Source organism: Lysinibacillus sp. CD3-6, assembly GCF_006351725.2.
GTDB lineage: Bacteria > Bacillota > Bacilli > Bacillales_A > Planococcaceae > Lysinibacillus.
Genome location: NZ_CP085880.1, coordinates 1152633 through 1173094, shown reverse-complemented (window position 1 = coordinate 1173094; position 20462 = coordinate 1152633). Strand labels below are relative to the sequence as shown.

Sequence of the window (20462 nt, the reverse complement as noted above, 5' to 3'; positions counted from 1 at the left end):
AAAGGTTTAGTTTCAATCTTGTCTAAAAGCTTTTAGCTTTAGTACCTAAGGGCGTGTGCTTTACACGCAGCATATATAAGCATTTCTCGCTCGTCATAGGTCAATTTTCTAAAGTTTATAGCCCTCAAGTAATAAGAAGTACTTTTTAAAGATTAATTATGTATCATTTTAACTACAAAGCAAGCCCTACCACTTAGTATTTTGTAGAAACAAGACATTGGATATTCACAGAAATGACACAAGTGCCAGTAATGAATAACCTACGCTCGCTCGCACAAAGCAGAGTGGTAGGGCTTGCTATATGAAAAATTTACATCGTATATGCTCACAGAAAAAAAGCTCCCTTAAACAGGGAGCCTTTGTTCATTATTTCATTTTAATTTCAGCAAGTGCGTTTAAGAATTTATCGTTTAATACTTTAATGTAAGTCCCCTTCATACCTAGAGAACGCGATTCAATTACACCTGCAGATTCAAGTTTACGTAATGCATTTACGATCACTGAACGTGTAATTCCTACGCGGTCTGCAATTTTTGAAGCAACTAATAAGCCTTCGTTTCCATCTAGTTCTTCAAAGATGTGTTCAATTGCTTCTAATTCACTATAAGAGAGTGAGTTAATTGCCATTTGTACAACAGCTTTGCTACGTGCTTCTTCTTCAATTTCTTCAGATTTTTCACGTAAAATTTCCATACCTACTACTGTAGCACCATACTCAGCTAAAATTAAATCATCATCCTCAAATTGAGCTGATAAACGAGCTAAAATTAATGTACCTAAACGTTCACCACCACCAACGATTGGTACGATAGTTGTTAAAGCACTTTGGAATAAGTCTTTATTTTCAACAGGGAACGCAGTATGTTCATTGTTAATGTCTAAATTTGAAGACGTTTCAGAAATTGTAAACAAGCTATGTGTATATTCTTCTGGGAATTGACGCTCTTCGAACATTTTTTTCATACGTTCGTTTTCAATTTGTTGGTGAATTGAAATACCTAAAAGTTTCCCTTTACGGCTTACAATATATACGTTGCTATCAATTATATCCCCTAAAGTGTCAGCCATTTCTTTAAAGTTTACTGGCTTACCTGCCGATGCCTGGAGCATTGAGTTAATTTTTCTTGTTTTTTCTAATAAATTCATTATATGTTCCTCCTATAAATTATCCATACCGTATTTAATTAATATTCTAAAGTTTTTTACAATTGAATGGTACTATCAAGCCTTGCCTACAAGATAAACTGTGACAAATCTTTGTTCTTTACAATACCCGCCAATTTTTGGTCAACATAAGCAGCAGTAATTTCAATTTGCGCTGGCGCAATTTCAGACGCTTCAAACGATAATTCTTCTAGCAAGCGTTCTAAAATTGTGTGTAATCGACGTGCCCCGATATTATCTGTTTCTTGATTGACCTCTGTAGCGATTTCTGCAATTCGTTCAATTGAATCTTCTGCAAAATTGATTGCTACACCCTCTGTTTCTAATAACGCTTTATATTGCAAAATAAGCGATTGATCTGGTTCTTTTAAAATACGAACAAAATCTTGCTTCGTTAATTTTTCAAGTTCTACACGAATCGGGAATCGTCCTTGTAACTCTGGAATTAAATCTGACGGTTTAGACATATGGAAAGCTCCAGCAGCAATAAAAAGCATATAGTCTGTTTTAACTGCACCATATTTTGTCGTAACAGTTGAACCTTCTACGATTGGTAAAATATCGCGTTGGACACCCTCACGTGAAACACTAGCAGACGTATTCGTATCTTTGCTCGCGACTTTATCTATTTCATCAATGAAAATAATTCCAGACTGTTCTGCTCTAGCAATAGCTTCTTGTGACACTTCATCTGCGTCAATAAGCTTATTCGCTTCCTCAATGATTAAAATACGACGTGCATCTTTTACTTGGACACGACGCTTTTTCTGCTTTTTAGGCATTAAGCTCGATAACATATCTTGCATACCGTTATTGGCAGACATATCCATTCCCGTACCTTGTAAGGCATCAAAAATCGAAGGATTTTGCTCAGTAACTTCAACAGTAACCCATTCATTTTCTAATTTGCCATTGCGTAAATCAATAGCGATTTGCGCACGCTTTGAGCGTACTTCCGTTTCCTCAGAAGATGTATCATCATGCGTTTGTTGTTCTTTGCCACCAAATAACATTTCAAACGGATTTTGCATAGCTTGTTTTTTACGTAAAGAAGGGACAAGTAATTTTACAATGGCTTCATTTGCCAACTCTTCCGCTTGTTCCTTCACAGACTCCATCATTTCTTCCTTCACGAGGCGATGAGAAGCCTCCACAACATCGCGGACCATTGACTCAACATCACGTCCAACATAGCCCACTTCTGTAAATTTCGTTGCTTCAACCTTTACGAACGGCGCATTCGTTAGTTTTGCAATTCTCCTTGCAATTTCAGTTTTCCCAACTCCCGTTGGTCCAATCATTAAAATATTTTTAGGAATAACTTCAGCCTTCATTTCATCCGCTAGCAGAGAACGACGATAGCGATTTCGTAGTGCAATAGCTACCGCTCTTTTCGCCTCATTTTGCCCTACGATAAAACGATCCAAATGCTCAGTAATTTGTCTTGGGGTTAAGTTTTGTGGTGTCATTAGTTAAGTGCCTCCACGATAATATTATGGTTTGTAAATACACAAATTTCAGCGGCTGTTTCTAATGCTGCCTCCGCAATCTCACGGGCAGTCATTGTTTCACCTGCATATTTTTTTAGAGCACGACCTGCTGATAATGCATAATTTCCACCAGAACCAATCGCTAATATACCGTCATCAGGTTCTATAACTTCTCCTGTACCAGACACAAGGAGTAGTGTACTTTTATCCATCACAAGTAACATCGCCTCTAATTGACGTAGCATTTTATCACCACGCCATTGTTTTGCTACTTCTACAGCAGCTCGCTGTAAATTCCCATTATATTCGTTTAATTTCGCTTCAAACATTTCAAAAAGTGTAAAAGCATCGGCTACAGAGCCTGCAAAGCCAGCTAGCACCTGCCCATTAAACAGACGTCTGACCTTCCTTGCAGTGCCTTTCATGACAACCGCATTCCCAAGTGTCACTTGACCATCGCCAGCCATAGCGCACCCGCCATTGTGATGTACCGCAAATATCGTAGTCGCATGGATTTGTCCCATTTGCCTTCCTCCTTAGCCTCTATTATGCCCTTGGATGGGCATTCATATATGTTTGACGAAGATGCTCATTTGTTACATGCGTATAAACCTGTGTTGAAGTTAAATGCGCGTGCCCTAGTAACTCCTGCACAGTCCGTAAATCCGCGCCATGATTCAGTAAGTGTGTAGCAAAAGTATGGCGAAGCATATGTGGGTATATTTTCGTATGGAGTGAGGTATTATTAATCATTTCATTTAAAATATGACGTACCCCACGTGGCGTAAGTTCCCCGCCGCGCATATTGACAAATAATTGCTGATGATTTGTTTGTTTCATCAAACGTGGACGAGCCTGCTCTATGTAGTGCTGTATAGCCACACTCGCAAATTGACCAAATGGTATAATGCGTTCTTTTCTTCCTTTACCCATTACTCGAACAATAGAATAACGGAAATCGATATCCGCTACCATAATGGATGTAAGCTCACTCACCCGAATGCCCGTTGCATATAATAACTCTAAAATAGCCATATTGCGCAACGATTTCAAATCATCTCCTACATTCGCTTCAAAAAGCTGCATCAATTCTTCTTCATAGAAAAAACTTGGTAAACGAGATTCTTTTTTCGGATGATAAAGCGATCGAAAAGCACTATCATCCATGCCGTGCTGTTTATTTAGAAAGCGAAAAAAGGAGCGGATTGATGAAATTTTTCTTGATACAGAAGTTCTTGCTTTCTTTTCATCATACAACTTCGTTACATATAGTCGTGCATGTATATACTCAACACTGGCTAAATCATTAACGCCTTCTGCCTGTAAAAACGCTAAAAAATCTAGTAGGTCTGATTCATATTCTCGCACAGTATGAACAGAGAAGTTTTTTTCTACCTGGATGTAAAGCATAAACTGTTCAAGTGCTTCTTGGGACGAAACTAACATGAAAGATTCACCACCAATGAATTATTCGTAACCTTCTCTCATTACTATTACCAACAAATTCAAATGGTAAAACAACTGTTGCCATTTAATTAAATTTGTCGTTAAAGTAATCCTTAAAAAACATACATATTGACACTATACCTATCTTCGTAATATAGCAAGTGAAAATGGTTATATTTTGAGAAAATCACTATACAAAATAATAAAATACGTGTAATCAAGCATTTTGTCTACACAAAAGAAAAAGCCTCTAAGAGTATATCAACTTTTAGAGGCCTTTGGCAATTAAATTGTTTGTGAATTCACAAAATTTCGAATTGTGCTCATTGCACGATTTGCATGCATTTCCGCACGCTCGGGTTTTGAACGACGTCCAGGTGGTAATTCAGGGAATATACCAAAGTTAACGTTCATCGGTTGGAAATTTTTCGATTGTGCTTCTGTTATATAACGCGCCATACTACCTAATGCAGTTTCAAATGGGAAAATAATTGGCTCTTGTCCTAATGCTAAACGTGCCGCATTAATCCCTGCAATTAACCCACTACCTGCAGATTCAACATATCCTTCTACACCAGTCATTTGGCCAGCAAAGAATACATTTTTTTGTTCACGTAACTGATATGTTTTTTCTAGCACTTTCGGTGAATTAATGAAAGTATTTCGGTGCATTACGCCATATCGTACGATTTCAACGTTTTCTAGGCCTGGTATTAGTTGCAGCACTTCTTTTTGTGGTCCCCATTTTAAATGAGTTTGGAAGCCGACAATATTATAAAGTGTACCTGCAGCGTCATCTTGGCGCAGTTGTACAACAGCATAAGGTCGTTTTCCTGTTTTCGGATCTTCAAGACCTACTGGCTTCATCGGTCCAAATAACATCGTTTTTTCACCGCGTGCTGCCATTACTTCAATTGGCATACAGCCTTCGAAATAAATTTCTTTTTCAAATTCTTTTAATGGTACAACTTCTGCCTCGATTAATGCTTGGCGGAAACGATCAAATTCTTCCTTTGTCATAGGACAGTTTAGATAAGCCGCTTCCCCTTTGTCATAACGAGATTTTAAATAAACTTTATCCATATCGATGCTATCTTTTTCAATAATTGGAGCTGCTGCATCATAGAAATACAAATAGTCTAGACCTGTTAAACCTTGAATTTTTTCAGCTAATGCTTTTGAAGTTAGTGGACCAGTTGCAATAACTGTAATACCTTCTGGAATTTCAGTAACTTCTTCATGAATTACTTCCACTAAAGGATGATTTTTCACTGCTTCCGTTACATAGCCAGCAAATTCGTGGCGGTCTACTGCAAGTGCTCCACCTGCTGGTACGGAGCAAGCATCCGCCGCTTTTAAAATAACAGAATCTAATAAACGCATTTCTTCTTTAATTACGCCTACAGCATTTGTTAGCGTATTTGCACGTAGCGAGTTTGAGCAAACAAGCTCTGCAAATTTATCAGTATGGTGGGCAGGTGTTTGCTTTACTGGACGCATTTCATAAAGTTTAACTTTTACACCACGCTTAGCAATTTGCCAAGCCGCCTCACTTCCCGCAAGGCCTGCTCCTATTACATTTACAACGTGTTCAGTCATGTTCTTACCATCTTCCTATCATTGAGTTGGTGTCTCTTCATAGTCACATTTCGTACACTGAATTTGCACACCTTTTTTTAATTTTTTCTCTACTAATAATGCACTACATTTCGGACATGGTCTACTAATCGGCTTGTCCCATGAAACAAATTCGCACTCTGGATATTGATTACATCCATAAAACAAGCGCTTAGTTTTACTTTTGCGTTCCACAATTTCGCCCGTTTCACAAGAAGGACATTTAACCCCAATTGGCTTCATAATGGCTTTTGTGTTACGGCAATCTGGGAAGTTCGAGCAGGCCATAAATTTCCCATAACGACCTAGCTTGAATACCATTGGTGAACCACATTTCTCACAATCCTCACCAGCTGGCTCATCTTTAATGACTACTTTCTCCATTTCAGCATCTGCATGCTTAACATGAACCTCGAAGTCTTTATAAAAATCATCGATTACTTCAACCCATTTACGACTACCTTCTTCAACATCATCCAGATCTTGTTCCATTTTTGCTGTAAATTCGATATTTATTATATCAGGGAAAAATTCCAGCATTTGTTGATGGACGATTTCACCAAGCTCTGTCGGCATAAATCTTTTGGCATCGAGCACAACATAGCCACGGCGTTGAATCGTATCAAGAGTCGGTGCGTATGTCGATGGTCGCCCTATTCCTAACTCTTCCATCGTTTTCACAAGTCGCGCCTCAGAATAACGTGGTGGTGGCTGCGTAAAGTGTTGCTTTGGCTCAATTTCAAGTGATTTCACCTGATCGCCAATTTCCATTTCAGGTAGAAGTTTCGTCGTTTCCTCTGTTTGATCATCCGTACCTTCTATATATAGTTTCATAAATCCAGCAAATTTGACTTGTGAGCCATTTGCTCGGAATAAAACATCACCATGTTGAAGGTCTACTGCAACTGTATCTAATACAGCAGGTGCCATTTGACTTGCAATAAAGCGCTCCCAAATCAAACGGTATAAACGTAGTTGATCGCGACTAAGTACTGTTTTTAACTCTTCTGGTGATCTCATCGTACTTGTAGGACGAATTGCTTCATGGGCATCTTGTGCATTGGACGCCTTTTTAACCTGCTTTGTTTCTGTCGAAATATATTCTTTTCCGTACTTTGTCTCAATATACGAAACCGCTTCCGCCTTAGCAGTTTCTGATATACGCGTTGAATCTGTACGCATGTAGGTAATTAAACCGACAGTACCTTCTTTTTTACCAATATCAATACCTTCATACAATTGCTGCGCAAGCATCATCGTTTTTTTCGCACGGAAATTTAGCTTACGCGCTGCTTCTTGTTGTAAAGAAGATGTAGTAAAAGCAGGTGCGGCATTTCGTTTACGCTCTTTTTTCGTCACATTTACGACTTCAAATGCTGTTCCTTTAACATTTTTTAAAATGGACTTTACTTGCTCTTCATTCGTTAATTTTATTTTATCTTTGCCGTTACCGTAGTATAGTGCGTCAAATGTCTTCTTGCCCTTTTCAAAAGAACCTTCAATTGTCCAATACTCTTCTGGCTGGAAGTTTTTAATTTCGTTTTCACGGTCAATAATCATACGTAATGCTACGGATTGCACACGCCCCGCAGATAAGCCCTTTTTAACCTTTTTCCAAAGAATTGGGCTTATATTATAGCCTACAAGTCGATCGAGCATACGACGAGTTTGCTGTGCATCTACTAAATCCATATTTATAGCACGAGGATTTTTAAAGGATTCTAAAATTGCATCCTTTGTAATTTCATTGAAAACTACTCGACAATCCGAGTTAATATCAATATTTAATGCAGTCGCAAGGTGCCAAGCAATCGCTTCTCCCTCGCGGTCTGGATCGGCCGCTAGATAGACTTTCTTCACTTTTTTAGCCGCAGACTTAAGTTCCTGTAATACAGGTCCTTTACCACGAATTGTAATATATTTAGGTTCATAATTATTTTCAGTATCTACGCCCATTTGGCTACGTGGTAAGTCACGCACATGCCCGACTGATGCTTTTACTTTGTATTTTTTTCCTAAATAACGTTCAATTGTTTTTGCTTTTGCTGGTGATTCTACAATCACTAAATAATCCGCCATCTATGTCTCCCCCTTAGCGAGGTCTATTGCTAATTTTTTAAGTTACCTGTTGCAAAATGTATAACAGATTTTAAGATAATGCAACTTTTTTTCAATTTTTGCTAGAAAAGAGCGAAAGTGTTTCAACGATTTGGTGACCATCGCACACGGGAATAGCTCCTTCTAAAAGTAATTTATTTGTCCCTTTTGACTGCTCTGCATGAATTGGTCCAGGTACAACAAATACATCTTTTCCTTGCTCTAATGCACATTCTGTCGTAATTAACGTTCCACTTTTTAGTGCCGCTTCCGTAACAACTAAAGCTTGAGACAGCCCACTTATTAATCGGTTACGCATCGGAAATTGCCATTTTGTCGGTTTCATGTAAGGTGGATACTCTGTAATAAGTAAATGGCTCTCTGCCATTTTATTAGCAAGCGCTCGGTTTTCTTTTGGGTATAGAAAATTAAATCCATGCCCAAGCACTGCGATTGTATGGCCTCCAAACTTAATTGCTGCCTCATGAGCCATTGTATCTGCACCTCGTGCAAGCCCACTCACGACCGTGTACTCGTTTTCAACAAGCGAAGGGACGATTATGTCTATTGCAACTTTAGTATAGGCTGTAGCCTTTCTTGAGCCTATAATAGCTATCCGCTTATCTCTTTCCAGCAGGGCGCGTTGACCTTTCACATACAATACAGTAGGTGGACTAGGTATTTCAAATAATTGCGCCGGGAAATATGGGTGATTAAAAGGTATGGGGAAAATATTTGCTTGTGCGTACACCTCTTTGAGTGGCAAGTTCATTACGCGCTGGAAATTTTGAGAAATTTGCAAAGCTTTTTGCCTCGTTATTTGCAAAGTGCTTGCAATCTCGTTAGGGTGTGTTTCTTCTAAATAACTTAATACATCCACCGGGGACAATAACTGTTGAAGTTTTTGGAGTGGTAATGGATATACATAATGCATAGCTAGCAGTCTCTGAGTATCTACTGAGAAAATCATTTAAAAACCTCCTTTATAATAGAAGAAATTAAATGACCGCAAATTCATTTCATCACAAAAAAGTAGAAAACAATGTGTGTATACACTCATATGCACACAAGAGAGCGCCCTGTCTTGCCGCTTTATCTACTCGAATTTTCACACCCGAGTTTCTAGTGTTAAATATTCCAAAAGGGAGGGAGCAATTCAAACACTATCATTTAAACAGAGAAAAAGAGAAAAGATGTAGCCACAATGTGCTACATCTTCCATTTTAATGGGTTTTACATTTTTCGTATAGCCCTTTTTCTTTAATTACTTTAATAAGTGTTTCACCGATAACAGATGGCGTTTCAGCTACTTCAATACCAGCTTCGTTCATCGCCTTAATTTTTTCAGCTGCTGTTCCTTTACCACCAGAAATAATGGCACCTGCATGTCCCATACGTTTTCCTGGAGGTGCAGTTTGTCCACCGATAAAGCCAACGACTGGTTTTGTCATATTCGCTTTAATCCATTCCGCTGCTTCTTCCTCAGCCGTACCACCAATTTCCCCAATCATGACAACTGCATATGTGTCAGGGTCATTGTTGAATGCTTCAAGTGCGTCGATAAAGTTAGTCCCATTCACAGGGTCTCCACCGATACCTACAGCTGTTGTTTGGCCAATTCCAGCTTGCGTCAATTGGTGAACCGCTTCATATGTTAATGTTCCTGAACGAGAAACAACCCCAACATGACCTTTCGTATGAATATAACCAGGCATAATACCAATCTTACATTCATCTGCTGTAATAACACCTGGACAGTTTGGTCCAACTAGGCGTGTTTTTTTGCCTTCCATAAAGCGTTTTACCTTAACCATATCAAGGACAGGAATATGCTCTGTAATACAAATTGTTAATTCTAGTTCAGCATCTACAGCTTCTAAAATTGCATCTGCTGCAAAAGGTGCAGGTACATAAATAACTGAAGTCGTCGCACCTGTTGCCGCTACAGCCTCAGCTACAGTATTGAATACAGGTACGCCTTCAATTTCAAGACCTCCCTTTCCAGGTGTTACGCCTGCTACGATTTTTGTACCATAATCAAGCATTTGCTTCGTATGAAATAGCGCCGTTTCGCCTGTAATCCCTTGTACAATTACCTTTGTATCTTTATTAATAAATACAGCCATTGTTCTCCCTGCCTTCCTTAGCCTACTAGTTCCACAATTTTTTGTGCACCGTCAGCCATTGAATCTGCTGCTACGATGTTTAATCCAGATGCATTTAAAATTTCTTTACCAAGCTCTACGTTCGTACCTTCTAAGCGTACTACTAATGGTACAGATAAACCAATTTCTTTGGCTGCAGTTACTACACCATCAGCTATAATGTTACATTTCATAATTCCACCGAAAATATTAACGAAAATACCTTTTACATGTGGATCTGAAAGAATAATTTTGAAAGCTTCCGTTACTTTTTCAGCTGTTGCACCGCCCCCAACATCAAGGAAGTTAGCGGGACTGCCGCCGTAGTAACTAATTGTATCCATCGTTGCCATTGCTAGACCTGCACCATTTACCATACAGCCAATGTTGCCATCTAGAGAGATATAGCTAAGATCGTATTTAGATGCTTCGATTTCTTTTGGATCTTCTTCATCAAAATCGCGCAATTCGACAATATCTTTATGACGGTATAATGCATTTGCGTCAAAATTGAATTTAGCATCTAGTGCCACCACTTCCCCTTGTCCAGTAACAACAAGTGGGTTAATTTCTACAATAGAAGCATCTTTATCGATAAATGCTTGATATAAACCTAACATTAATTTAACAGCTTTACCTACTAGGTTCGCTGGAATATTCATATTAAACGCCATGCGACGTGCTTGGAAGCTTGTTAGTCCGATTACTGGATCTACAACTTCTTTGAAGATTTTTTCAGGATTTGTTTCTGCTACTTCTTCAATATCCATGCCACCTTCTTCTGAACCCATTACAGTTACACGAGATGTAGCCCGGTCTAATACTAAACTTAAATAATACTCTTTTTGAATATCAGAGCCCTCTTCAATATACAAGCGCTTTACTTCTTTTCCTTCTGGACCTGTTTGATGAGTTACTAAAACTTTACCTAATAACTCTTTTGCGTACGTACGCACCTCATCAAGGTTTTTTGCGATTTTGACACCACCCGCTTTACCGCGTCCACCTGCATGAATTTGCGCCTTGACTACAGTAACATTTGAGCCAAGTTCCTTCGCTACCTTCACTGCTTCATCAGGGGAAAAAGCAACTTTTCCATTTGGTACTGCTACACCATATTTTCTCAGAATTTCTTTCCCTTGATATTCATGGATATTCATAATACATCCTCCCATCAAACATTTGCATAAAATTGTTTTACTAACATAATCTATTCTAACGAAAGATTCTGATAAAGTCTACACTTTGTCTTTCGTTCAAAAATTCTCTAATCTTATGACGTTTTCTTCTACTTCGTGTACTAAAACAGAGAATTCTAAATATCAGAATACTTTATTTTTTCTATATTTTTGCTATGTTCTTGGTCTAAATGATATATAAATGCAAAAACTTCTGCCACAGCTTGGTATAATTCTTCAGGTATGGACTCATTTAAATCTAATTGTCCAAGTAATTGGACAAGGTTTGGATCCTCATAAATAGGCACATTATGCTCATTTGCCCGTGCCAATATATTCTCCGCCACCTTGCCTTTACCTTTTGCCACGACAGAGGGGCTATCTAATTGTCCTAGCTTATAAGTTAGAGCAATTGCTTCTTTACGAGTCTTTTTTTCTTCACTCATATGCGGAAATCCACCCCACTATTTTCCTCCTGCTGTTGTACTACAGGGGGTGTTTTTTCTAGTTGGGCTTTTTCAAATTTTTTAATAAAGACTCCTGAAAGCTGATAATTTTTTTTAGCTAGACCTATTTTTAATGCATCTTTTAGTGGATCAGCAAGCGGAATAATATTTGTTTGCTCATTAAATACAGTGACCGTTACGACACGATTTTGAACTTGCATATCAATAACGGTTTCCTTCATTGATTCCATTTGTAAATAAAATAATATACGCGCATAGTTAGCATCAATCTTTCCATCTTCTTTCATTCGCCCATTCCACTGTAATGTCGCATCCATTTTCTTACCGAAAAACTCAAGTGGTACTTGCATCACAAGTTGATGTTGATGACCATTTTCTCCAGACACAAGCTGCATGCCATTCATACGTGTCATTAACATTTCAGCAGCTTCTTTTAGCTGTGGTGTAATTTGCGCCTCCTGAAGCAATGTATGGAGCTGAGGCTTTAATTGGTGTGCAATCGTTTGTAAATCTGCAGATTTACTACTAAGTGCAGCCTCATAGCTAATACCCAGACTTTTCAAAACCGTTTTGAGCGCATGTTCCATTGCCTTACTATCCATCGAATTGCGGACATGTGCATCAGCTTCTGTCAGCAGTTGCTGAATCCCTGGCTGTGGCGTTTCAATACTAGTCTTCACAAGATTGCGCAATAGTGCTTCATTTTGTGCTGGTAAAGTTGTTTGTTGCTTTACCAACGATAATAAATGTTCCTTTACAGAAAGACCATTCGCATCTTGTGTAAATAATCGCTCGGGTATATTTTGAGTAAAAGCTTTGATTAATTGCTCCTGCATTTGCTTTGCAAATATGTCTAATGTTTGTTTATTAATTGGTAGTTGGTTCAATCTATCAATCATTTGGTTAAGTTGTAACTTTTGCTCATTCGTCAATAAACCTTGACTCGCTGTCCAAGCTTTTAGCTGGTCAATAAGCTGGGCTTTATTTTCTGGGTTTGTCGCTAAAATCGTTTGAATTACTTGGCCAGCCTGTTGTTGTTGGCCTTGTTGCACAGATTTTGTATCACTTAATGACGCCCAATTTTGTAAAGTTGCCTGTTGCGGTAAAATCCCTGCTTCCTTTAACAAATTTAATGCTTGTAATCGCTCGCTCACAGATGCAGCATTATTCGTTAAAAGTTGTATTGACTTTGATAGCACTAACGCTCCCGTTTCTGCTTCAAACGGCTTTGCAATCGCTGTCACTTGTTGCATCAAATTTTGCTTCATATTTTCTTGCAATACCGTATCCTTCGCTAATAACTGTGTAAAGGTATCCATAATAGCCGTCATGCCTGATGTTTTTTGCCCACTAACGAGCGCTTGGAACACATCTTGAAGCATCGGCATTTTCAGTTCGACCATTTTTTGTAATGCTTGCAAAGCATCCATCTTTGTCACACCTTCGGGTAATGCCTTCATCCACATCTCTGCCTGTAGGAGCTGCTCCTTAGATATCGGGATTTGCGCCTTTATAAAATGCGCTAATACTTGCTGCATTTCCGTCGTTTTTTGCAAATTCATCGAATCAAGTAGCTGATTTATTTGCTGACTCGCGGAAGTTTCTTGTCCCATTGGTCCTGTAACAACCTTTAACTCTGTTTGTGGACTTGTCCCTGTTACTTGAAAGAAATGTGCATCCCCTGCTTTAAGTGGTACTTCAAGTTTAGCAATGAGTTTTTGATTACCAACCTGAATTTCTGCTGTTTGATCTGGATATAGTTGTTTAATTGTGCCATGAAATACTTGTCCTTGCTTTAACGCAAGTGGTTGATTCGCTTGCATTAAAGTAGTTGATTGCGCTTGTATCGGATTAAACGATGTAGCTGTCATCTAAATACTCCTTTCTCACATGGATTTTATAGGCTCAAATGACTTTCGATGGTGTATTGTTGGTCCGAATGTTTCAAGTGCCTCTAAATGTTGTTTCGTACCGTAACCAGCATGCTGTGCAAAGCCATACATAGGGAAATCTTTATCCAATTGTTCCATATAATCATCCCTAGCCGTTTTTGCTAAAATAGAAGCCGCTGCAATCGCTAAGCTTTTAGCATCTCCTTTAATAATGGAATCCTGAGGAATTGCTATTGGTAATGTCATTGCATCAACTAATACATAATCAGGCATAATAGACAATGATTCCACGCTTGTTTTCATCGATTGCTTCGTCGCTTCGTAAATGTTCAGTTCATCAATGGTTTTTGCTGATTGAAAATGAATAAAATAACTAATAGCATGCTCTTTTACCAATGTTGCAAAGGCATTACGTTTTTCCTTTGTTAATTGCTTCGAATCATTTAATCCAACAAGAGCATCACAGTTTTTTGGCAAAATAACAGCCGCCGTTACAACTGGTCCAGCTAATGGCCCACGTCCAGCTTCATCCACACCTGCAATCAATGCATCTTTGCCACCGTAGCGATGATCGAAATCTATTTTAGCTTGATGTTCGTCAATTAGTTGTTGTTTTTTGTCCTGCCGTTTTTTCCAACTAAGCCACGCTTTCTGCACGCCTGCACGTTCATCATCTGCAACTGCTGTCATCCATTCTTGCCAATCCTCAGCTATTTTTAATGCTGCTGTAATCTCTTTAATCGTTTTCATCATTTTACTCCCTTTTTCTCACTCTATATCCTTTATCGGCAACAACTACTATTTCCTAAAAGAAAAACTGCCATGCTCACGTTTTATTGCGTGAGCATGGCAGTTTTTTCGCACATTATTGCTGTGTTGCTTCTTTTTCAAGCTGTTCGTCAACAAAGTCAAATGTTAGCTTCCCTAAAAGTAACCCACGAATATCTCGAACGATAAGTTGTGCTACTTGATCATAATCGATTTCTCCACCTGCACCAAAAACACGACGAAGCTTGCCGATATGGTCAAAAGTTTCTACTAAATCCTCATGCATAAATCGGAAACCATAACGTTCCTCCATGCGTGTTGGATAATGCGTCGATAAAAACCGCAATCCGTAAACAGCTAAATCTTCCATATTTGTAATAGTATCTTTAATAGCGCCTGTTAATGCTAGCTTGTAGCCGACTTCTTGATCTTCAAACTTTGGCCATAAAATCCCTGGAGTATCAAGCAATTCTAGTTCCTTGCCGACCTTAATCCACTGTTGGGCCTTCGTTACACCTGGCATATTGCCTGTTTTCGCTATATTTTTCTTCGCTAATCGATTTATAAGTGTTGATTTGCCAACGTTCGGAATCCCTACTATCATTGCACGGATTGCTCTTGGCTTCATTCCACGAGACTTCATGCGGTCAAATTTTTCTTTTAAAATTTCCTGAGCTGCCTTTGTAACGAGTTGCAACCCTTTCCCTTCAAGAGAATTAATGGCCACCGCCTTATGACCATGCTGCGCAAAGTACTCTACCCATTTGCGTGTTTCCTGTTCATCTGCCATATCTGATTTATTTAAAATAAGCAATCGTGGCTTTTGATTGATAACTTCATCAATCATTGGATTTCTAGAAGATAGAGGCAAACGTGCATCAATCAATTCAAAAATAATATCTACTAGCTTTAATTTTTCTGTTACTTCACGGCGGGCCTTCGCCATATGCCCTGGAAACCATTGTATAGTCATTTCTATACCTCCTAAATAAGAAAAGCGCATTCGCCTCCTGTACACGTCATTAACGCGCAGTGCAAATGCTAAAATCGAATAAGATAACTTATGTTCTTAGACGTTAAGAAAGGGAGGGTTCGCCTCCCTTTCAAACATTACTTCACAATTTTTATATCGCTATACGGCCAGAAAATAAGGCTCGTATTACCTATTATTTCTTTCTGATCGACGATTCCAATATGACGGCTGTCCTTACTATAACGACGATTATCGCCCATGACAAAAACATAGCCCTCTGGGATTACATCATTAAGTGATACATCAATGTCATTTAACGTAAAATCTTCTGTTAATGTACCCTCTGTAATTTTGGCTTTGTAGGCATCTAAATAAGGCTCGTCTATCGGTTCACCGTTAATGTATAACTGATCATCTTTATATTCTAACGTTTCACCTGGTAACCCAATAACACGTTTAATGTAGTTTTTTTGTTCTGGTGCATGGAACACAACAATATCAAAGCGCTTTGGTTCACCAATTTTATAACCAATTTTATTAACAATCATTCTGTCGCCATCTTCAAGGGTTGGCATCATGGACTCTCCATCAACTGCAATCGGTGTAAATAAAAAATAACGAATAACTGCTGCAATCGCAAATGCAATTAATAGCGCCTTTGTCCATTCCCATAATTCATTCTTTTCTTTCACTTGTTTTTCCATTATGAATTGCCCCCTTGTCTATCCTCATCCTCATTTTAGATGATTATTATTTAAGATGACAAGCAAAAAGAAAAGGAGCTTGCAATACAAGCCCCTCACTTTTAAGTCATAATTATCGAATTTCTTTAATACGAGCAGCTTTACCACGTAGGTTACGTAGGTAGTAAAGTTTAGCACGACGTACTTTACCACGACGTACAACTTCTAAGTTAGCGATTTTTGGTGTGTGTACAGGGAATGTACGTTCAACACCTACACCGTAAGAAATTTTACGAACTGTGAAAGTTTCGCTAATACCGCCACCACGACGTTTGATAACTACACCTTCGTATACTTGGACACGTTCACGTGTACCCTCTACTACTTTCACGTGTACCTTAACAGTATCACCAGGACGGAAAGCAGGTAGATCAGTACGAAGCTGAGCTTTAGTAATTTCTGTAATAATGTTTGACATTGTTTTCTCTCCTTAGACAGATGCTCTTGCACGCAATCTATGCCACAGCGGAACACCGTAATTCAGCACTTCACATAGAAGTACAGAATAGATGTTATCACATATACTGCATGCAAGCAAGTATCTTTATAGTTCTTTTTTAAGTTTTTCTAAATACAATTTTTGCTTGTCTGTTAATGGATAATGCTCGAGTAGATCAGGGCGACGCTCGAATGTTCTTTTTAACGATTGTTCTTCACGCCATTGCTCAATTTTTGCATGATTGCCTGATAATAATACTTCAGGTACTTGCATACCTCGAAATTCAGCAGGTCGCGTATAATGTGGGTGTTCTAACAAACCAGTTGAAAAGGAATCTTGTATATGAGAATCTGCTTGTCCTAAAACACCTGGTAAAAGTCGTACAACGCTATCAATAACCGTCATCGCACCTAACTCTCCACCTGTTAATACAAAGTCTCCAATAGAAATTTCATCGGTTACTAGGTGCTCACGAATGCGTTCATCGTAGCCTTCGTAATGCCCACATAAAAATACTAATTCGCTTTCTTGCGCAAGTTCCTCCGCTTTTTTTTGAGTGAATCGTTCACCTTGCGGACACATTAAAATGATGCGTGGTTTTCTGTCTGCTGTAATCGCCTCCACAGCGCTAAACATCGGTTCTGGCTTCAACACCATCCCTGCACCACCACCATATGGATAATCATCTACTTGTTTATGCTTGTTGCCTGAAAATGCACGAATATCGGAAACTTCTAGCTTTACCGCACCTTTTTCCTGCGCTTTTTTCAGAATCGATGCACCAAACACACCCGAAAACATATCAGGAAATAGACTTAACACATGAATATTCATCATAGCAAGCCTTCCATCACATGAATGACAATTTTCTTTTCTTCCACATCAATATTTTTTACGATGTCTTCGATATAAGGAATGTAGTGTTCTTTTTTAGCACCTTTCACTACCCATACATCGTTTGCGCCTGTTTGTAGAATATCTTTCACTTCACCAATTGTTTCGCCTTCTTCAGATACAACTGTACAGCCAATAATTTCATGGAAGAAAAATTCATTTTCTTGCAATAAATCATCAGTCATTTGATCTTTCGTTATTTTCAGCATGCCTTCTTTGAACGGTTCGACAAAGTTAATATTATCCATGCCCTCAAATGTTAATAAAATAAAGTTTTTATGGCGGCGTACTGATTGAATTGTTACCCACGTTGGCTTTTTATCGTCTTTTTTAAACGCTGCAAGCTTATTTCCAACCGCAAAGCGCTTTTCTTCAAAATCTGTAGTCGATAATATACGTACTTCCCCACGGATACCGTGCGTGTTGACAATACGACCTACATTAAACCATTCCATCCATTTCACCTCTATACCGTTATATATCCGTACTATATAAAAAAAGGAAGGAACCAGCAAGCTCCCCCCTCTTCTATCCAGATTTTACGCTACACATTTACTGACCCCGTCGAATTCTAGCAACGTATGTATGCATACTTGTTAGAATTGTTCAGTGCAAAACGGCGACAAGTTGCATAGTTGCTACATTGTTACCTTCTCGCGTGTAAACGAGCGTGAAAATCTTTTTATTAATCCAATATATCGACGTAAGTCTTTTTTTGATGGTGACTACCTGCCGCTGAATAAACAATTGTACGAATCGCTTTCGCCACTCGCCCTTGTTTGCCTATGACTTTCCCTCGATCCTCTGGATGAACAAAAAGTTTATAAACAATTCGATTTGCATTTTCGTCCGTCTCAATACGAACTTCTTCTGGATAATCGACTAACGGTAAAACGATTGCTTCAATCAGCTGCTTCAAAGACGTCTCCCCCGATTATTTACTGAATTTTTGGTTATGGAATTTTTCCATGATACCTTGTTCTGAGAACAAGTTACGTACTGTATCTGATGGTTTTGCACCGTCAGCTAACCATTTAAGAGCTTTCTCTTCATCAATGTTTACAGTAGCTGGTTGAGTAAGTGGGTTGTAAGTACCAACTGTTTCGATTGAACGACCGTCACGTGGTGAACGAGCGTCTGCAACTACGATACGATAGAAAGGAGATTTTTTAGCTCCCATACGTTTTAAGCGAATTTTAACTGCCATTTTAATAGCACCTCCGAATAAGTTTCACACAAGATAGTATATTATCAATGTTTATGTTGTTTGTAAAGTGTTTTTTCTTAACACCTATAAAATATTATTTAAACAATGAATCAAAGCCTGGTAATTTCATCTTTTTCTTACCTTTACCAGTCGCCATACCTGTCATTTGTTTCATCATTTTTTTCATTTCATCAAACTGTTTTAATAAACGATTTACCTCTTGAATAGACGTACCTGAACCTTTTGCAATACGTTTTTTACGGTTGCCGTTAATAATTTCAGGATTTGTCTTTTCAGCCTTTGTCATCGAGTAAATAATGGCTTCTACACGACCCATTTGCTTATCATCCACTTTGACATTGTCTAAGCCTTTAATTTTGCCTGCACCTGGTAGCATTTTTAATATTTCGTCGAGTGGGCCCATTTTTTTCACTTGCTGTAATTGCTCAACAAAATCATCGAGTGTAAAGCTTTGCGTTTTGAACTTTTCTTCTAGTTCTTTCGCTTTTGCTTCGTCGACGTTTGCCTGCGCCTTTTCAATTAGTGATAAAACATCACCCATTCCTAAAATACGAGATGCCATACGCTCTGGATGGAATGGTTCAAGAGCGTCCATTTTTTCACCCATACCGACAAATTTAATCGGCTTCTGTGTTACAGAACGGATAGATAATGCCGCACCACCACGTGTATCCCCATCAAGCTTAGTTAATACAACACCTGTGATGCCGACAGCCTCATTAAAGCTTTCCGCCACGTTTACGGCGTCCTGACCAGTCATAGCATCTACTACTAAGAATACTTCATCTGGCTCTTTAAGCGCACGAATATCCTTTAATTCTTGCATTAAATCCTCATCGATATGCAAGCGACCTGCAGTATCAATAATTACGACATCATGATGCTCTTCTTTTGCTAGTTCAATTGCCTGGCGAGCGATTTCAACTGGTGATACGTCTGTGCCTAAAGCAAAAACAGGTAAAGATAGTTGCTTTCCTAATGTTTGTAATTGTTGAACCGCAGCTGGGCGGTAAACGTCAGCAGCAACTAATAATGGTTTACGATTATATTTTTTACGTAAAATATTTGCTAATTTCCCAGAAGTTGTTGTTTTACCCGCACCTTGCAAACCGACCATCATAATGACAGTTGGGGGCTTTGTATTAAATTTAATCGGGCTTTGTTCGCCGCCCATCAGCTCTGTTAATTCGTCTTGAACGATTTTAATGACTTGTTGCCCTGGTGTTAAGCTTTGCATAACATCTACACCGACAGCACGTTCACTTACCTTTTTAACGAATTCTTTGACTACTTTTAAGTTAACATCCGCCTCGATTAAAGCAAATCGGACTTCACGCATCATTTCTTTTACGTCTTGTTCCGATACTTTTCCTTTACCTTTAATCTTTTGGATCGTTCCTTGGAGTCGTTCCGCTAATCCTTCAAAAGCCACTGCTTTCGCCTCCTAATCCCATTCTTTCAACTGCTCAATAAGCGCCAACTGCTCCTCAACCGTCATACTTTTTTCCGTAATCCCAGCTGTAAGTCGCGCAAGCATTTGCGTGCGTTGTTGAAATTTTTCCAGTAAACATAGTTTTTCTTCATATTCTTCAAGCATCGCTTCAGTTCGACGAATATTATCATAAACAGCTTGACGTGAAACCCCATATGATTCAGCGATTTCTCCAAGTGAGTGATCATCTAAATAATAGAGTTCCATATAACTTCTTTGCTTATCTGTTAATAATGCTTGATAAAAGTCGAAGAGAAAGTTCATGCGTGTTGTTTTTTCAAGTAGCATCGAGTTTCTCCCCCCGTTGTTTGTCATTTGTATCATAACGAAAAGCGCCCGTCTGTGTCAAGGTAATCTCCTTGTCTAAAAGCCTTCTATTAGCCGATTTAAGTATTCTTCCATCATTAGCTAGTATTTCTCTTTTAAACAC

Annotated in this window: 21 protein-coding genes; all 21 read right to left on the bottom strand. The window is 38.7% G+C overall.

The window, feature by feature from the left end; translation table 11 throughout:
- Window positions 1-366: 366 nt before the first annotated feature.
- Window positions 367-1146: a GTP-sensing pleiotropic transcriptional regulator CodY gene (gene codY, locus FH508_RS05440; RefSeq protein ID WP_024362040.1), complete on the bottom strand. Its 780-nt coding sequence runs from the start codon at window positions 1144-1146 to the stop codon at window positions 367-369.
- An 86-nt stretch (window positions 1147-1232) separates the two neighbouring features.
- The gene (hslU, locus tag FH508_RS05435; RefSeq protein WP_173477769.1) at window positions 1233-2633 is read right to left on the bottom strand and encodes an ATP-dependent protease ATPase subunit HslU; all 1401 of its coding nucleotides are present in this window, start codon (window positions 2631-2633) and stop codon (window positions 1233-1235) included.
- Window positions 2633-3178 (bottom strand): ATP-dependent protease subunit HslV, encoded by a 546-nt coding sequence (hslV, locus tag FH508_RS05430; protein ID WP_024362042.1) that lies wholly within the window; start codon window positions 3176-3178, stop codon window positions 2633-2635. Before hslV ends, hslU begins: the two co-directional genes overlap by 1 nt.
- 22 nt (window positions 3179-3200) lie before the next feature.
- The gene (gene xerC, locus FH508_RS05425) at window positions 3201-4100 is read right to left on the bottom strand and encodes a tyrosine recombinase XerC (protein ID WP_173477770.1); all 900 of its coding nucleotides are present in this window, start codon (window positions 4098-4100) and stop codon (window positions 3201-3203) included.
- Between the two features lie 285 nt (window positions 4101-4385).
- Complete coding sequence (trmFO, locus tag FH508_RS05420) at window positions 4386-5699, bottom strand: FADH(2)-oxidizing methylenetetrahydrofolate--tRNA-(uracil(54)-C(5))-methyltransferase TrmFO (protein ID WP_173477771.1); 1314 nt, start codon at window positions 5697-5699, stop codon at window positions 4386-4388.
- 18 nt (window positions 5700-5717) lie between these two features.
- Window positions 5718-7796, bottom strand: coding sequence for a type I DNA topoisomerase (gene topA / locus FH508_RS05415; protein WP_173477772.1), 2079 nt, complete (start codon window positions 7794-7796; stop codon window positions 5718-5720).
- A gap of 91 nt (window positions 7797-7887) precedes the next feature.
- Window positions 7888-8784 (bottom strand): DNA-processing protein DprA, encoded by an 897-nt coding sequence (gene dprA, locus FH508_RS05410; protein ID WP_173477773.1) that lies wholly within the window; start codon window positions 8782-8784, stop codon window positions 7888-7890.
- Between the two features lie 253 nt (window positions 8785-9037).
- Complete coding sequence (gene sucD, locus FH508_RS05405; RefSeq protein ID WP_173477774.1) at window positions 9038-9940, bottom strand: succinate--CoA ligase subunit alpha; 903 nt, start codon at window positions 9938-9940, stop codon at window positions 9038-9040.
- 17 nt (window positions 9941-9957) lie between these two features.
- Window positions 9958-11118 carry an ADP-forming succinate--CoA ligase subunit beta gene (sucC, locus tag FH508_RS05400; protein WP_173477775.1) on the bottom strand — a complete coding sequence of 387 codons (1161 nt, stop codon included), beginning with the start codon at window positions 11116-11118 and terminating at the stop codon, window positions 9958-9960.
- Between the two features lie 155 nt (window positions 11119-11273).
- A complete protein-coding gene (locus FH508_RS05395) occupies window positions 11274-11582 on the bottom strand; it encodes an EscU/YscU/HrcU family type III secretion system export apparatus switch protein (protein WP_173477776.1) in 309 nt (102 codons plus the stop codon).
- Window positions 11579-13474: a hypothetical protein gene (locus FH508_RS05390; RefSeq protein WP_173477777.1), complete on the bottom strand. Its 1896-nt coding sequence runs from the start codon at window positions 13472-13474 to the stop codon at window positions 11579-11581. Before FH508_RS05390 ends, FH508_RS05395 begins: the two co-directional genes overlap by 4 nt.
- Before the next feature lie 15 nt (window positions 13475-13489).
- Complete coding sequence (locus FH508_RS05385) at window positions 13490-14245, bottom strand: ribonuclease HII (protein ID WP_173477778.1); 756 nt, start codon at window positions 14243-14245, stop codon at window positions 13490-13492.
- Window positions 14246-14360: 115 nt separating this feature from the next.
- The gene (gene ylqF / locus FH508_RS05380) at window positions 14361-15236 is read right to left on the bottom strand and encodes a ribosome biogenesis GTPase YlqF (RefSeq protein ID WP_173477779.1); all 876 of its coding nucleotides are present in this window, start codon (window positions 15234-15236) and stop codon (window positions 14361-14363) included.
- Window positions 15237-15373: 137 nt separating this feature from the next.
- Window positions 15374-15940, bottom strand: coding sequence for a signal peptidase I (lepB, locus tag FH508_RS05375; protein ID WP_173477780.1), 567 nt, complete (start codon window positions 15938-15940; stop codon window positions 15374-15376).
- A gap of 112 nt (window positions 15941-16052) precedes the next feature.
- Window positions 16053-16397, bottom strand: coding sequence for a 50S ribosomal protein L19 (gene rplS, locus FH508_RS05370; RefSeq protein ID WP_139860434.1), 345 nt, complete (start codon window positions 16395-16397; stop codon window positions 16053-16055).
- A 126-nt stretch (window positions 16398-16523) separates the two neighbouring features.
- On the bottom strand, window positions 16524-17252 hold the full coding sequence (gene trmD / locus FH508_RS05365; RefSeq protein WP_139860438.1) for a tRNA (guanosine(37)-N1)-methyltransferase TrmD: 729 nt from the start codon (window positions 17250-17252) through the stop codon (window positions 16524-16526).
- The gene (rimM, locus tag FH508_RS05360; RefSeq protein ID WP_139860436.1) at window positions 17252-17767 is read right to left on the bottom strand and encodes a ribosome maturation factor RimM; all 516 of its coding nucleotides are present in this window, start codon (window positions 17765-17767) and stop codon (window positions 17252-17254) included. Before rimM ends, trmD begins: the two co-directional genes overlap by 1 nt.
- Before the next feature lie 230 nt (window positions 17768-17997).
- Window positions 17998-18231 (bottom strand): KH domain-containing protein, encoded by a 234-nt coding sequence (locus FH508_RS05355; protein WP_004269410.1) that lies wholly within the window; start codon window positions 18229-18231, stop codon window positions 17998-18000.
- A 15-nt stretch (window positions 18232-18246) separates the two neighbouring features.
- A complete protein-coding gene (rpsP, locus tag FH508_RS05350; protein WP_024362057.1) occupies window positions 18247-18519 on the bottom strand; it encodes a 30S ribosomal protein S16 in 273 nt (90 codons plus the stop codon).
- Between the two features lie 94 nt (window positions 18520-18613).
- Window positions 18614-19972 carry a signal recognition particle protein gene (gene ffh / locus FH508_RS05345; RefSeq protein WP_173477781.1) on the bottom strand — a complete coding sequence of 453 codons (1359 nt, stop codon included), beginning with the start codon at window positions 19970-19972 and terminating at the stop codon, window positions 18614-18616.
- A gap of 12 nt (window positions 19973-19984) precedes the next feature.
- On the bottom strand, window positions 19985-20320 hold the full coding sequence (locus FH508_RS05340) for a putative DNA-binding protein (RefSeq protein ID WP_173477782.1): 336 nt from the start codon (window positions 20318-20320) through the stop codon (window positions 19985-19987).
- Between the last annotated feature and the right edge of the window lie 142 nt (window positions 20321-20462).